Here is a 14,639-nt window from a genome sequence, read left to right on the forward strand (position 1 = left end):
GGCTCAGGGGATCAGTACCGGGTGGGCTGAGGCGAATGGGACCCGGACCTTCCGGCCCTTGCAGGCGACCACCCGGGATCAGATGGCCGCATTTCTCTACCGGGCGGCCGGCAGGCCCTGATCGATTGGGGGCGTATCCGCGCGGTGCATCGGCCGTGCGATGCCCGTACGGCGATAACTGCAGAGGCAAGCGTCCGGTGGACTCCACGTCCACCGGGCGCTTCCCTGTGGATTATGTGCCTTGAGGCCTACCGCCGGGACGCCGGAGCGTCTATGCCGCCGACATCCGCCCGTACCGCGCAGCCAGCGGCGAGGCGCTCAGCCCGTGCGCCAGCACGCTGCAGGGGTGCTGGCACCAACGCCCACCCGAAGAGGGCCGCTGTGATGAGAACGATGGGCATCTCGTTCATCCGAGCCTCCTCGCTGCTGGGTGTCCGGCGTCCGGGGCCCGGACGATCGCCTGCCGGGTCACTTACCCCCGGGGTCGACGGCGCCGGCCGTGGTGCCGCTCCGGTCGAAGGAATGGGTGACCTCCACGGCATCGGCGACCACGTCCGCCAGCCGGCCGGTGCGATGGAAGACGTCGCGTTGCCGGTCGGCCCCGGTGCCCCGGTCGAGCAGCCGGACGAGCCCGTCCCCTACGGCGCCGGAGTCCCCGGCGTCGGTCAGGGCCGGGAACACGTGGTTCAGCAGTGCCGCCACCACATCCGAGGCCGGGGCGGGGCGTCCCGTCAGCGGATGCACCAGGTCCCCGCCCAGGCCGGACAGTCGCGCCTGCCAGCCGGCGAGGCGAAGGGCGGGAGCGGAGATCGCCGCCGGTGGCAGTCCGGCCCGCCACTCCCTGGCCGCGGTCTCCACGAGGCCCCGGGCGAGCGCCGCGATCACCCCGGCATCCTCGGCGAACAGGCAGACGTCGGCCACGCGGATCTCCACCGTCGGATACGTCCGGGACAGCCGGGCGTCGAAGTAGAGCATCTTGCGGTCCAGCAGGACCCCGGTGGCCATCAGTTCCTCTTCCCGGGCGCGGTAGGCGTCCGCCGACCCGTACACCGGTGAGGGCCCGGCCGAGGGCCACCCCTGCCAGGCCTGCGAGCGGTAACTGGCGAAGCCGGTGTCCTGACCGCCGATGAAGGGGGAGTTCGCGCTCAGCGCCACGAGCACCGGCAACCAGTTGCGGATGCGGTCGAGCACGCCCACGCCTTCCCGCGGGGATGTCACGAAGACGTGGACGTGCATTCCACACGTCAGGTTGTCCCGAGCGAGGATGCCGTAGCGGTCGATGATCCTGCCGAACCGCTCCGTGGGATGGACGTGCGGGCGCCCGGGCATGGGGGAGGTGGCCAGGGCGGCGGCCCGCGCCCCGACCGCACGCGCCGCGCGGTCGGCGACGGCACGGCCGTCGACGACGTCCGACACCAGCCGCGCCAGCGTGCGGGGCGCGGAGGAGACCACCTCGATCATCTCCTGCTGCAATTCGGCCTCGAGCGCCGGCCCCCCGGCGTCTTCCCCGGCATCCGCGTGCTCCTGGAGCAGGGCGTAGGAGGCCGCGACCGGCAGCCCGCTGACGCCGTCGACGAGGAGCAGTTCCTCCTCCACGCCGAAGGTCCGCACCCCCTCGGCATTCACTGTGCGTCCTTCACCGGTCAGCCGCACCCGAGGTCGGCGACGTACTCGTCGCGTGTGATGTCGACCTTCGCGGCCTCCGCCTGCAGGGTGGCGATGCCCTGGACGAGGGTTTCGCGGTCAGTGACTTCGTCGACCGCCGTCTGGGACCCCGCGACCGCCTCGTTCAGGGTCTCTCTCTTGTCCTCGACCAGCAGGGCAGCACCCATGATCAGTCCGGTGAGGACGGGTTTCGTCGTCGACATGGAGCGCTCCTCCCGGTGTGTGCGGTGATCCGGCCGTGCCGGTGCTCCCGCCCATTGTCGGTCGTCATGCCCGTTCCTGTCTTCACCCGGAAAAGGTGTTGTTCGCCCCCCAAAGAACCCGTTACACCGGGATGCAGAGCTTGCAGGGAGGCTGCCTCCGGCCGGATCACCCGACGAGGAGGACGTGAGCCGGTTGAAGCAGACATACCTTGCCCTGTAACGCCACTGCACCAGGCCCGTCAGGGAGCGTCGATCATGCCTCAGTTCGACACATCATCCGCTGCCCTCGAGCGCGCGCCCCGGGTCAGGCCGTCCACGGGGTGGGCGTTGCTGGTCGTCGTGGCATATGCGGCGGTCTTCACCATCGCGGCGGCGACGTCAGGCATCCCCCACACGGAGTGGTTCGACTCCGCTGCGACCATCTGGCGCACCGCCGTCCTGCCCCTGGCGGCGGGGAGTGCGGTCCTGGTCGTTTTCGTGTGGTGGTCCGGGTGGGACCACATCTTCCACGACAGGGAACGGCTGCGGGTCTCGGGTGTGCTCCGGATCGCGGCGGGTTCCCTCGTCGTCGTCATCGTCCTCCGCCTCGTCTTCGTGAGCTGGTCCGGGCCGACCGTGGATCTCCTGATGCCGATCCTCGTCGTCGGGTTCCTGGTCGGATTCGCCGAGGAGACCCTGTTCCGCGGCATCCTCCTCCGTGGGCTGAGGGCCGACGGACGCGCCGAGGCGACGGTCGCGGTCGGTACGTCGGCGGTCTTCGGGGTGTTCCACCTGACCGGTCTGGCCACCGGGTCGCCCGCCCCCGCGGTCCTCACCCAGGTGCTCCTCGCCACGCTGACCGGGGCCATCCTCTACGCCTTCCGGCGGATCAGCGGGTCCCTGCGTCCTGCGATGCTCGCGCATGGGCTGTGGGACATCTCCCTCTTCCTGCCCGCGGCGGACCCGACGTCGGCGTCGTCGGTGACCGGCCTCGCCCTGCTGATCGTCATCCCCGTGCTCGGTCTCGTGTGCCTCATCACGGTGGCCGTGACGGACCGGCAGACGCCATCGGTGGCGTGAGGCCGGGGGATGCGCTGCAGCCGGTGTCAGGCCTGGTGCACAGGCCAGCAGATCCGGGTCCGCCACGCCGCGGGGTCCCGCTCCACCTCCGGATCGCTGAGATAGCTCTCCCACATCTCCGGACCCGGGATCAGTCCGGTGTCCGTGAAGAAATGCTCCAGTTCGGAGTATGTGTCGGTCATCGTGTCGTAGGGCCCGATGTGGGTCGCTTCCGCCAGACGCCCGGCCGGCAGGCTCCCCGGCACCACGTTCCCGGCCGGTGCGATGGCCGAGGCGACCGGGAAGCCTGCTTCGACGTCGACGACGGCACCGGGCGGGCCGTAGTACTTCCCGAAGGGGGCTCCGGCGGGCTGCACGCCCTGCGCCCGCAGTGCTGCCATCGTGTCCTCGAAGGCGCGGGAGAAGAAACCGGTCAGCTCCGTCATCGGCACCCGCTCCCGGACGCCTGCTGTGAGTTGCTCGTCGTGCTCCGTGATCCGGATCGTCGCCATGGACCAACCCTTGTTGCGCAGGTCCTGTCCGCACAGTGCCGAAGGACCCCGGAGGGTCAGGATGCCGACGGCTCCTCGAGGATCTTCAGGAGGGTGGCGTCGTCGAGCTTCTGCCAGGGCGAGGCGTCCGAGCCCTGGACCGCGGCCTCGGGGCTGTCGCCCTGGCTCCACCACTTCGCCTCGTACACGCGGCCCTCGACGAGGATGCGGTCGCCGCGCTCGTACACCTGCTTCGGGTCCCACCCGGGGTAGAGGTCGGCCGGGGCGGTGATCGCCGGGACGGGCCGCTCGTCGGGCAGCACCGGGCCGAGCAGGGTCCACGGGGTCTCCTCGGCCTGCAGCACGGGGTTGTTCGGGAGGTCGCCCTGCGTCCAGTACTTCGCCACGTACACGTTGCCCTGCCACACCACGCGGTCGTCCTCGCGGTACGTACCGACGTCTGACCAGATGGGGTACGGGCTCGTCTCGGGGTCGTCCTCGACGAGTTCCGCCGGGGTCTCCTCGGCCACGGGCTCGTCGGCGAGCGTGGCGGCGCGGCCCTCGAAGTCCGCCCCGAGAATCGGCGCGAAGCGCTGGCCCTGTTGGTCGATCCCACTGCAGGAGTCCGAGACCACCGTGGTGTCGGCATAGTTCTCGCTGCACGTGGCGTCGCGGTTCAGGGACCAGAGGGACATGCGTCCCACGCCGCGTTCGGCGGCGAACGCATTGAACGCCTTGGCGTCGTCGAGCGTGAAGATCTCGCCCTTGACGTCGTTCTGCCCGATCATCGGTGTCAGCCCGATCTTCCGCCACGCGGCCTTCGGCCCGATCTCGATGCCCGCTCGTTCGTAGAGCACCTGCACCTGCCGATGTGTGGCGTCCGCGGCGTTCTGCGAAGCGGCGAGCATGCTGGTGCCCTCGGGCCGGCTTCCGCCGTAGTCCATGGTCATGACGTTGATGCCGGCCAGATCGACGCCGGCCTCCAGGAACTGCGCGACGGCGGCAGTGCCGTCCGCGGTCAGGCCGGTCGGGGCGACCGGCAGGGTCAGCCATACGTTGAGCGGTGAGTCCGTGCGGGCCCGTTCGGCCTGGAGCGTGGCCATGGCCTCCGCGCGGCGCTCGCCGGCGGCGACGTCCTTGAGGTTCTCGCCCTCGATGTCCAGGTCGATGGTCGCCAGCTCGTAGCGGTCGATGACGTCGGCGTACGCGTCCACCAGGTCTCCGGGATCCGTGCAGGCGGTCGCGAGCTCGTCGTTCAGGAGCCCGCCGAAGGACACGATGACCTCACCGCCGTCCTGTGACAGCCGGGCCACGCGACGGTCGAGGTCGAGGGCCGTCTCCGCCTCGTCCAGGCCGTAGTAGGTGCCCCACGACGGGGTGCACGGATCCTCCGTCGACGCGACGACGAAGGACAGCACCACGCTGTCGCCGTTCTCCGCGGCGGGGTCCTCGAACGCGTAGGAGGGGGTCGCCGTGACGTCGACGTAGCCGGCGAAGAAGGCACCGGTGCCGTCGGCGGCCCTCGCATCCTCCCAGCGGTTCCAGCCGGTGAGGCTGCCCACGGCCACGGCTCCGACGACGACGGACAGAAGAAGCAGGCGGAGGAGAGACAGTCTCCGGCCAGGAAAACGTGCAGACACAGGAACCCCAGATGAAGGCCTCGACAGGAGGCGGGAGTGCGCACCCAGATGCGCGAGACGCTTGAAGCGTATGGGAAATTCCGGCTCCCGTCATTGTTTTGCCTAACGCTCACCATGGTCCGGCCGATGGTGGAGAGTGACGCTCCATGTCGCGGGGTGACGTCATGCATCCACCCTCCCGCCAACTGCCGAGGTAGCCATGTCCAGATCCAGCGATGCCACCGAGTCACCAGCACCTCGAGTCGGCAGCGCCGCCGTTCCGGACGGGACCGCGGGCATGAGTGCGGCCCCGTCGTCGGGCACAGCAACCCTCGCCGCGGCGCCCCCGGCCGCCCCCGCGCGTCGCCGGCAGTGGGGCGCGGAGCGGCGCTCCGAGCCGCTGTCCATCGTGCACCCCACGCCGTCCTCACGGAAGATCGCCCTGGGTCGCCTCGGCATCGTGGTCACGGTGCTGGCGTGGCTGACCTACATCGTCACGACGATCCTGCGGCAGTTCGCCAACAACCCCGACGCGGGTTTCCGGTTCCAGGTCGAGGCGGTGTCGTACCTGATCGTCGTCACGTTCCTGACCTTCTCCGCGCTCATGTACCTGCTCGCGCGCCAGGGTGCGCTGTACCGGTTCCGCGACCACCGGCGCGTACCCCGTGGGGAACTGGACCGCCACTTCGCCGATCACCAGGAGGGCATCACCGTCCTCGTGCCTTCCTACGCGGAGGAACCGGCCGTCGTCCGGGCCACCCTGTGGTCCGCCGCCCTGCAGGAGTTCCCCAACATCCGTGTGGTCCTGCTCCTCGACGACCCGCCGCACCCCACCGACCCGGTGATCCGGCAGCGTCTCGACGCCACGCGCGCTCTCACGTTCGAGATCGAGTCCGCCCTGCTCGAGCCGTCCACGCGGGCAGGCGCCGCGCTGGCCGGGTTCGAAGCCGCGCTGGCCGCCCGTGGCGCGGACGCGCCGTCGTCGGCCGGTGACCTGCCCCCGCTCATCGCGGCCTACGAGGACGCTGCTGTGTGGCTCGAGGGCATGGCCGACAGCGAGACCGTGGAGGACCACGTGGACGAGTTCTTCGTGGATCTCGTCATCATGGGGCTGGCCCGCGAGCTGCGCCTGACCAGGTACGCTCTCAACGCCGCACTGGCGCAGGGGCAATGCCCGGAGCCTGAGCGCGTCCGCGAGCTGTACGTGCGCCTCGTGCGGATCTTCAACACACGGCTGGAGACGTTCGAGCGCAAGGCCTACGCCTCGCTGTCCCATGAGGCGAACAAGGCCATGAACCTCAACGCGTACATCTCCCTGATGGGCCACCGCTGGCGCAGGGAGCACGTCGCCACCGGAACGGTGCTGCGTCCGATGGCGGAGGGCGAGGGCGCGGACGACGACGACGTCCTGGACGTCCCGGATTCCACCTACCTGCTGACCCTCGACGCCGATTCCCTGCTGCTGCGCGACTACTGCGTGCGGCTCGTCCACCTGCTGGAATCCCCCGGCAACGAGCGCATCGCCGTCACGCAGACGCCGTACTCCTCCTTCCGGGGGGCACCCACGCGGATCGAGCGGGTGGCCGGCGCGTCGACGGACATCCAGCACATCCTGCACCAGGGCATGACCTACTACGGGGCCACGTTCTGGGTGGGGGCGAACGCCGTGATCCGCAAGCGCGCGGTGGAGGACATCGTCGAGGTCGAGAACGTGGGCGCCTTCGAGATCAAGACCTATATCCAGGACCGCACCGTCATCGAGGACACCGAGTCCAGCGTGGACCTCGGCAGCCACGGGTGGACGCTGGTGAACTACCCCGAGCGCCTCAGCTACAGTGCCACGCCGCCGGACTTCGGCTCGCTCGTGGTGCAGCGGCGCCGGTGGGCCAACGGCGGGCTGCTGATCCTCCCGAAGCTGTGGAACCAGCTGCGACAGCGCCGCCATCTCCGCGAGCAGGTGCTCTTCCGGGAGGTGCTGCTGCGCGTCAACTACATGGCGTCGATCGCGTGGGCGAGCTTCGGGCTGCTGTTCCTCCTCGCCTACCCGTACGACAGCAGGCTCCTGAGCCCCGTCGTGTTCCTCGCCGCCGCACCGTACTTCCTGGCCATGGGCAGCGACCTCCGCGACTGCGGGCACCGCTTCTCGGACATCTTCCGCATCTACGGGTTCAACCTGGTGCTGCTGCCGGTCAACCTCGCCGGGGTGCTGAAGTCCATCCAGCAGGCCTTCACGGGGGAGAAGATCCCGTTCGTCCGCACCCCGAAGGTCAAGGACCGCACCGCGGCGCCCGGCCTGTACGTCGTCGTCCCGTATGTGATCGTGGCCTTCTCGCTGTTGACCCTGGCCCGGGACGTCCTGGAGCAGAACTGGGGCAACGCGCTGTTCGCCGGTCTGAACGCCGTGCTGGCGGCCGGCGCCATCCGCGCGTACATCGGCATCAAGAACTCGGCCGTGGACATGGGGCTCGGGGTGCTGAACTGGCTGTACGTGGCGCCCCGGGTGAAGAAGGTCGAGGAGTCGAAGGTCGTCGACAAGACGCCGGAGGAGGCGGACTGGGAAGCCATCCTCTACCACGGTGACCGTCGCCTCAACCGGGACCTGCGCTCGGGTAACGACCGCCGCCGTCGGGCCGGGGTGCGGTAGGCCGTATGTGGGCCGCGGCCCCATCGTGAACGTGAGGGAGCCCCGGGACGACCGGTCCCAAAGCTCCCTCACTGCGGGATGTGGCGGTCAGGCCACGCAGCCCCCGAGCAGGATCTGGCCGTCGATGGCCCTGATCTGGCCCTGGACGACGCCGAGCTTGTCCTGAAGCGTCCTGACCGTGGCCCGTTGCGCGGCGATGGCGTCCTTGTTCGCCTTCTTCTGCGCCTCGAGACCGCGGAGGACCGCCTGTGCGTCCGTGACCTGCTGGTCGAGCGTGGTCAGCTGTCCCTGCAGGGTCTTCAACTGGGCCTCGGTGGCACTGATCTCGCCGTTCAGTCCGTCGAGCTGCGTGAGGAGCGGCGCCACCCGGCTCTGGAAGGCGAGCACCTCCGACTCCGTGGCGGTGATGCGGGCGTTCAGCCCGGCCAGCGCGGCGACCAGCCGGTCGATCTCGGCGTTCAGAGCGCCGATCTCCGCCTGCTTGTCCGCGAGGGCCCGCGCGGAGGAGTCGGCCGCGGCCTGGAGCGTGGGCAGACGGTCCTGCAGCCCGGCGAGATCGGCGGTCTTCTCCACGACAGCCGCGGCCGCTGCGTCGCGACGGGTCTCGGCCTCCGCCAGGTCGGTTCGCAGCCCGTCGAGCACGTCCTTCTGGGTGGCGATCGCCGCCTCGGCTGCTTCGACCCCGTCGGTGAGCCCGGGAAGTGCTGCTTCGAGGTCGGCGAGGACCTGTTCCTGCGCGGCGACGGCCTCGCGGGCTTCCGCAGCTGCGGCCGTGAGGGCCGGCAGCTGGCCCTCGAGGGTCGTGACGTCGTCCTGCTGGGTGGCGACCGCAGCCGTGGCCTCGGTGAGGGCCGACTGCAGCGCGGGGAGCTGACCCTGCAGCGTCTTCACCTCGGCGTCCTTGGCGACCACGGCGGCGTTCGCCGTCGTCAGGGCCGTCTGCAGGGGTGCTCCCTCCTGCTGCAGGGCGCTGCTCTCCGCCTGCTTCGCCAGCAACTGCCCGTTGAGGGTGTCCACCTGGCCCTGCAGGGTCGTCAGATCGCCCTGCAGTCCGGCGATCTGGGCGTTCTTGTCCGTGATGCTCTTATTCACATTGCCCAGTTCCGCCTGCTTAGCTGTGCGCTCGGCCTCGAGCTCCCGCTTGGTTGAGCTGTTGCCCTTGATCGCGTCGATCTGCTTGGTCAGCGCTACGATCTCGCCCTCGAGGGTCCCCTTCCGGTTCTGCAGCGTGGTCAACTCGCTCTCCGCGGTAGTGATGGCCCCCTGCGCGGCCGTGATCTCGCTGTTCCTGGCGGCGATGTCCTTCTGCAGCTGCGCGATCTCGGCGGAGACTGTGGCGATGCGGGTGCTGTTGGCGGTGACGGCGGCGGCCGCCGTGGCGGCGTCTGCGCGGAGGGCTACGAGTTCGCCCTCGGCGTCATCGATGCCACCCTGCTGTGCCATTACGGCGTCGGCGGCCTGTGCTGCTGCGGCTTCGAGGGCGAGGAGGTCCGCCTGTGCGGCTGCGATGCCACCCTGCTGTGCCGTGACGGCGTCCGCGGCTGTCGCAGCGTCGCCCTGCAGGGTCGTCAGCGTCGAGGTGGCAGCCTCGATCTCCGCCTGCTGGGCATCGAGGGCTGACTGCGCCGTGCTGCCGGCGGTGACGACCTGTTCGAGGCGGGCCTCGGCATCGGTGACGGCCTGCCGGGCCTCGTCGACGGCGGTCGCTGCCTGCTGCGCCGTCGCCGTGAGGGTTGCCAGTTCGCCCTGCGCACCTGCGATGGCGTCATTCTGCAGCGTGACATCGGCCGCTGCCCGGGTGGCCGCGGACTCGAGGCCGGCGAGCTCAGCGGTGGCGACACGCAGCGCGGCCTGCCGGGTCTCGACCTCGACCGCCGCCGCGAGGGCCTGCGTCCCCAGGTCCTCCGCTGTGGCCCGGGCGGCCGTCAGTTCCGTCTGGAGCGGGGTCAGTGCTGCGACGGCGTCGGCGTGCTGCGATTCGAGGCCGGCGAGCTTCGAGGTGGCTGCCTCGATGGCTTTCGCGGTGCTCGCCTGCTGCTCGACGAGCGCGGCGAGGTCGGTCGTCGCGCTCGTCAGATCCGTATCCAACTGCGCGCTTTCGGCCTCGAGCGCAGCGATTGCCGCGGTGGCGTCGTCGACCTGCCCCTGGAGGGTGCCGGCCGTGGTCTGGAGTGCCGACCGTTCGGCCTGCAGCGCAGAGATGAGGTCCGCGTTCTTGCGGGCCGCGGCCCGCAGGAGGTTCTCCTGCACGGTCCCGCGATGGGCCAGCTGGTTCACGACGCCGTTGCACACCCCCGCCGTCGGCCCGGCCTGCGCGGACGCCTGGGGAGCGAAGACCAGGGCTCCTCCGAGGATCCCGGGGAGGAGGACGGCGCTCGCGAGGCGGCGGGTGAGGGCGGATCGGGTGATGCTGGTGCGCACGTGGACTCCTGGGGGCTGGGCGGCATCGTTGCCTCCCACAACGTACGGAGGACAGTTCGCACAGGAAACAGTGCTACCTACCTAAGAACCCGGACGACTACTCGGTCTCACACGTAGAACTACCCACCGGGCTCGACAGAAAAGACGGTAGTTGTCAGGCGCCCGCAGGTGTCGCCGGAGGGGCGGTGGGCGCAGCGGCGCGCTCCCGTGCGTCCAGGGCGTCCAGCGCAGCCAACGGGGACAGGTCGGCGAGGGCCGCCACCGTCATCAGGGGTGTGCCGTCCATCAGGGCCTCCGCGACGGCGTCCTGCAGTTCCGTCGTCGTGTGGGGGTCGGCCAGGATCGTCTCACCGGTCGCAGCGGAACGGCGTTCGGCGGCCTGGATCCGGTCGAGATGGCGAGAGTTCATGGGACCTCCTTGGCTGGATAGTGAGTCCAAGCGTGGGCCCGCGCACCGATCCTGCGAAAGTCTGCCCGGCGGAACGAAAAGGCGTGCATTGTGGCACGTGATGTGATCGGGCAGGTCTAGCAGTGCTCCGGGGGGGGGGCGGATGATCGGCCCGTGAGGAGGCTCCGGATCTGCCCGGGGGCGTCGTCGTGCGTCGACCGGATGTCCTCGAGGTCGATCAACGGGCCTCAGGTGCCGCAGTACGTCGTGTACGCCCCGAAGTCGTCCGGCGCTCCGGCGGCGTAGCGCTCCCGGCCGGGCTGCTCCTCGAACGGTTTCGTGATGACCTCGAGCAGGCTGCCGAGCGGCTCGAGGTCGCCGGCCGTCGCGGCGTCGAGGGCCTCCTCGACGAGATGGTTGCGCGGGATGTACACGGGGTTGACGTGGTCCATCGCGTCGGCGTCGGGCGAGTGGGCGAGCCAGCGGGCGGCCCAGGCGTCGAAGGCGGCGACGTCGAGCACCCTGTCCCGCGCCGGTCGCGCGTCGCCACGGACCACGGAGGCCAGGCCCCGGAAGAAGGACGTGTAGTCGACGTGGTTGTCCTGCAGCAGGGTGAGGACGTCGTTGGCCAGTGCCGACGCGACCACGTCGTCGACGTCGTCGGGCAGTCCCAGCTTGGCCTTCATCCCGGCCAGCCAGGCGGCGCTGTAGTGCGGGCGGAACGCCTCGAGTGCGGCGACGGCGAGGGGGACCGCCTGCTCCTGGTCGTCGGCGATGAGGGGGAGCAGGGTCTCGGCGAGCCGCGCGAGGTTCCATTCCGCGATGAGCGGCTGGTTCGCGTACGCGTAGCGGCCGTCGCGGTCGATGGAGCTGTACACCGCGGCGTAGTCGAAGACGTCCAGGAAGGCGCACGGCCCGTAGTCGATGGTCTCGCCGGAGATGGTCATGTTGTCGGTGTTCATGACGCCGTGGACGAATCCGGTGAGCATCCACTGCGCCACGAGCGTGGCCTGCGCCGCCACGACCGCTTCGAACAGGGCGAGGTAGGGCTTTTCGGCCCCGGCGGCAGCGGGGTAGTGGCGGCTGATCGCGTGATCCGCGAGCCGTTCGAGGAGGTCCTGGTTGCCGGTGGCGGCGGCGTACTGGAAGCTGCCGACCCGCAGGTGGCTGCCGGCCACACGCGCCAGGACGGCACCCGGCAGCATCGTCTCGCGCCGCACGTCCCGGCCGGTGGCGACGACGGCGAGCGAGCGCGTGGTCGGGATGCCCAGTGCCTGCATGGCCTCGCTCACGATGAACTCACGCAGCATGGGCCCGACGGCGGCGAAACCATCACCGCCGCGTGCGAAGGGCGTGCGACCGGATCCCTTGAGGTGGAGGTCGCGGAGGCGGCCGTCGACGGCGGTGACCTCGCCCACGAGCAGCGCACGGCCGTCACCGAGTCCCGGGTTGAAGCTGCCGAACTGGTGGCCCGCGTAGGCCTGCGCCACCGGCGTCGCACCGTCCGGCGCGGCCGTGCCGACCAGCAGCGACAGTCCCTCGGGAGACCGGAGGAACGCCGGGTCGAACCCGAGCTCCGCGGCGAGCGGCTCGTTGAGGACGAGGAGGGCGGGGTGCGGGGTGGGCGCGGCCTGCCATGCGACCGCCATCTCGGGGAGATCCCGCGCGAAGCGCCCGTCGAAGGTGACCCTGGAATCCGTCGGCACGCTCATCCCTCCACCGTACGCCGGAGTGCCACGCTGCCGGACCCTCGGCGGGAGGGTTGCAGGACGCCGGCTTTTCGGGTCGGCCGTCGTTCGCCCGGACATTCGGAGATGACGGGACGGATGACGTAAACTAGTAAGCCACCTGATTTTCTCGGGTACCGATGTGCAACCAAAGGAGACCATCATGGGAATCAGCAACAAGCTCAAGAACGCTGCCGGCCGCTACCTCGGCAACAAGACATCCGGCACGACCGGCAAGTCGGCCGGCGGAGTCAATGGCCGGCGCGGCACGCCGGCGTCGACAGGCAAGGGCGGCGGCCTGCTCCGCGGCCTGCTGAACCGCCGCTAGCAGCCGGACGCGGGGACCTGATCCTCCGGGATCAGGGCCCCGCGTCGTTAAAGGCGCCTCGCCGGCCGCTGATCATCCGCCGATGGCGAGGCGCGCGACCACCATGCCGCCGTCGTCGATCCTCAGGACGGCCCAGCCGATCCCGCCGAAAGCATAGATCGAGACGGGCACGAGCAGGCACCATTCGCGGAGGGATCCGGCGTTGCCGAGGACGGGCGCCGCGATGTTGCCGTTGGGGCGCCACATCTGCGCGACGACCGGCATCTTCGCGAGGCTGCGCGGCCTCCTGAGCCGGAGCGGGTAGACGGGGTTGCAGCCGCCGGTGGTCAGCATGTCCCCGAGGATGTGCACCACGACGCCGATGCCCACGGCGAGCGGGAACCAGAACTGCTCCTCGGGCGCGAAGGCTGTGATGAACGCACCTGCGGTCAGGCCCACGGCCCACGGCGACTTCCGCATGCGGTCCGGAATGATCTTGAGCGCTTTCGCCGCGAAGGAGACCAGCAGTATGGTCAGCAGTCCCGCACCGGGGTAGATCGTCCCGAAACCGGCGGTCTCGGTGGTCCACAGCCCGGCGACGAAGGCAACGGCGACGAACGCCGCGACGCCGAGCAGGGAGTGGGTCCCGCGCCGGTGGCCGCCCGAGATCGCGCCGACGCCGGCACAGAACAGGTTGGACAGCGGCGGTAGCGAATGCGCGATCGTGGCACTGTGATGGTCGGCGTCGGGCAGGAGCGCCGCACCCGCCGTGACCAGGGCGCCGGTGAGCACGCCGACAGGACTGACGTCCAGGAGTCCCAGGCCCAGGGTGACCGACTCGGGCAGGGCGGGCAGCCACCGGCCCACGGGCACCTCGATCCGGGTGGTGGCGGCGACCCAGGCGGCAGCGCCGCAGGCAGCATGGTGGGCGCCCATCATGGTGGGGAGTCCTTCCGGTCGAGACCACGCCGCGCTGCAGGGGCGGCCGGCGATGAGAGTCCATCGTGCCGCGCGCCACCCCCATTCCTCGACGCGCTTCCTCGGGCGGAATGGTGTCGACGAGGCCCGGGTTCCCTTCATATGCCCTTTCCCTTCCCCGCGCTCTCGGTCCTCGACCGCGCCCAGTCCCGGACCGGCTCCTCCGACGCCGACGCCCTGCATCACGTGATCCTCCGGGCGCAGCGGGCGGAACGGCTCGGCTATACGAGGTTCTGGGTCGCCGAACACCACGGCGTGCCCGGTATCGCGGGGTCCGTGCCCGCCGTCCTGGCAGCTGCGGTGGCCTCGGCGACGACGTCGATCCGCATCGGGACCGGCGGCATCATGCTGCCGAACCACACGCCCCTGGTGGTCGCGGAGCAGGCCGCGACGCTGAATGCGCTCACCGGTGGCCGGTTCGATCTGGGCGTCGGGCGGTCGCTCGGTTTCACGCCCGCCGTCCGGACCGCGCTCCGGGCCGACCGGGAGGCCGCCGGCCGGTTCGAGCAGGACCTCGCCGATCTCCTCGCGTTCCTCGGTGGCACCGCTCCGATCACGGCGCGTCCGGCGGACGGCGGCCGGACACCCGTCTTCGTCCTGGCCACGGGCCACGGGGTGGACATCGCTGCGCGGGCCGGCCTCGGCGTCGTGCTCGGCGGACCGGCCCTGGTCCGGGACGCCGATCCGGTGCTCGAGCGCTACCGGGAGTCCTTCCGGCCGTCCCGGTGGTGGGATGCGCCGCACGTCACGGTGTCGCTGAACGTGGCCGTGGCGGCCACGAAGGCGGCGGCCCGGGAGCTGCTCCTTCCCGAGGCCAACGCGCTCGCGATCTCCCGGACGACGGGGTCCTTCCCGCCCCTGAGCGCCGCTACGGCTCTGCTGACGGATCGTCAGGAGGGGCTCGTGCGGGAGTCGCTCGCCGCGGCTGTGTACGGGACGCCGGACGAGGTGGAGCAGCAGCTCGCCGCGCTCCACGACCGCACGGCTGCGGACGAGCTGATGATCAGCGGTGGTGCGCATGACCTCCAGGCGCAGGCCGTCTCGGACGGGCTCCTGGCCGCGCTCGCCCGACCCCGTCTGCCCACTGCACGCGTTCTCGACTGAGGCCCGCTGCGCGCCGATAGTAAGCCTGCTTGTTATTCGGGGACGAATGACCCT

The 14,639-nt window shown here is 70.5% G+C and carries 13 protein-coding genes; 4 read left to right on the forward strand and 9 right to left on the reverse strand.

Annotated features, from left to right (window positions below; all coding sequences use genetic code 11):
• Positions 1–248: 248 nt before the first annotated feature.
• Genes ACX80F_RS08320 through ACX80F_RS08330 form a run of 3 tightly spaced genes read right to left on the reverse strand, consistent with a single transcriptional unit; the run spans position 249 to position 1,868 of the window.
• Positions 249–410, reverse strand: coding sequence for a hypothetical protein (locus ACX80F_RS08320; protein WP_459335919.1), 162 nt, complete (start codon positions 408–410; stop codon positions 249–251).
• A 58-nt stretch (positions 411–468) separates the two neighbouring features.
• Positions 469–1,626 carry a glutamate--cysteine ligase gene (locus ACX80F_RS08325; RefSeq protein WP_459335920.1) on the reverse strand — a complete coding sequence of 386 codons (1,158 nt, stop codon included), beginning with the start codon at positions 1,624–1,626 and terminating at the stop codon, positions 469–471.
• A gap of 17 nt (positions 1,627–1,643) precedes the next feature.
• A complete protein-coding gene (locus ACX80F_RS08330) occupies positions 1,644–1,868 on the reverse strand; it encodes a hypothetical protein (RefSeq protein ID WP_459335921.1) in 225 nt (74 codons plus the stop codon).
• Positions 1,869–2,123: 255 nt separating this feature from the next.
• On the opposite strand from ACX80F_RS08330, the gene ACX80F_RS08335 reads away from it, so the two are divergent.
• A complete protein-coding gene (locus ACX80F_RS08335; protein WP_459335922.1) occupies positions 2,124–2,927 on the forward strand; it encodes a CPBP family intramembrane glutamic endopeptidase in 804 nt (267 codons plus the stop codon).
• Positions 2,928–2,953: 26 nt separating this feature from the next.
• On the opposite strand, the gene ACX80F_RS08340 is transcribed toward ACX80F_RS08335, so the two are convergent.
• Positions 2,954–3,418, reverse strand: coding sequence for a GyrI-like domain-containing protein (locus tag ACX80F_RS08340; protein WP_459335923.1), 465 nt, complete (start codon positions 3,416–3,418; stop codon positions 2,954–2,956).
• Between the two features lie 56 nt (positions 3,419–3,474).
• Positions 3,475–4,965 carry a chitinase gene (locus ACX80F_RS08345; protein ID WP_459335924.1) on the reverse strand — a complete coding sequence of 497 codons (1,491 nt, stop codon included), beginning with the start codon at positions 4,963–4,965 and terminating at the stop codon, positions 3,475–3,477.
• A 349-nt stretch (positions 4,966–5,314) separates the two neighbouring features.
• On the opposite strand from ACX80F_RS08345, the gene ACX80F_RS08350 reads away from it, so the two are divergent.
• Positions 5,315–7,660, forward strand: coding sequence for a glycosyltransferase family 2 protein (locus ACX80F_RS08350; protein WP_459336105.1), 2,346 nt, complete (start codon positions 5,315–5,317; stop codon positions 7,658–7,660).
• Between the two features lie 87 nt (positions 7,661–7,747).
• On the opposite strand, the gene ACX80F_RS08355 is transcribed toward ACX80F_RS08350, so the two are convergent.
• The 3 genes from ACX80F_RS08355 to ACX80F_RS08365 all read right to left on the reverse strand — a co-directional run bounded on the left by ACX80F_RS08355 (position 7,748) and on the right by ACX80F_RS08365 (position 12,181).
• Positions 7,748–10,081: a coiled-coil domain-containing protein gene (locus tag ACX80F_RS08355; RefSeq protein ID WP_459335925.1), complete on the reverse strand. Its 2,334-nt coding sequence runs from the start codon at positions 10,079–10,081 to the stop codon at positions 7,748–7,750.
• Between the two features lie 154 nt (positions 10,082–10,235).
• Positions 10,236–10,490, reverse strand: a complete 255-nt coding sequence (locus ACX80F_RS08360; RefSeq protein WP_459335926.1) for a hypothetical protein — start codon at positions 10,488–10,490, stop codon at positions 10,236–10,238.
• A gap of 227 nt (positions 10,491–10,717) precedes the next feature.
• Positions 10,718–12,181, reverse strand: a complete 1,464-nt coding sequence (locus ACX80F_RS08365) for a protein adenylyltransferase SelO (protein ID WP_459335927.1) — start codon at positions 12,179–12,181, stop codon at positions 10,718–10,720.
• A gap of 178 nt (positions 12,182–12,359) precedes the next feature.
• On the opposite strand from ACX80F_RS08365, the gene ACX80F_RS08370 reads away from it, so the two are divergent.
• Complete coding sequence (locus tag ACX80F_RS08370; protein WP_459335928.1) at positions 12,360–12,524, forward strand: hypothetical protein; 165 nt, start codon at positions 12,360–12,362, stop codon at positions 12,522–12,524.
• 72 nt (positions 12,525–12,596) lie between these two features.
• Here ACX80F_RS08370 and ACX80F_RS08375 read toward each other — a convergent pair whose 3' ends face one another.
• Positions 12,597–13,442, reverse strand: coding sequence for a metal-dependent hydrolase (locus tag ACX80F_RS08375; RefSeq protein ID WP_459335929.1), 846 nt, complete (start codon positions 13,440–13,442; stop codon positions 12,597–12,599).
• A 141-nt stretch (positions 13,443–13,583) separates the two neighbouring features.
• Between ACX80F_RS08375 and ACX80F_RS08380 the strand changes: the two genes are divergently transcribed.
• Positions 13,584–14,585: an MsnO8 family LLM class oxidoreductase gene (locus tag ACX80F_RS08380; RefSeq protein WP_459335930.1), complete on the forward strand. Its 1,002-nt coding sequence runs from the start codon at positions 13,584–13,586 to the stop codon at positions 14,583–14,585.
• The last annotated feature ends 54 nt before the right edge of the window (positions 14,586–14,639 follow it).

This window comes from Arthrobacter sp. TMS2-4 (genome assembly GCF_054511075.1).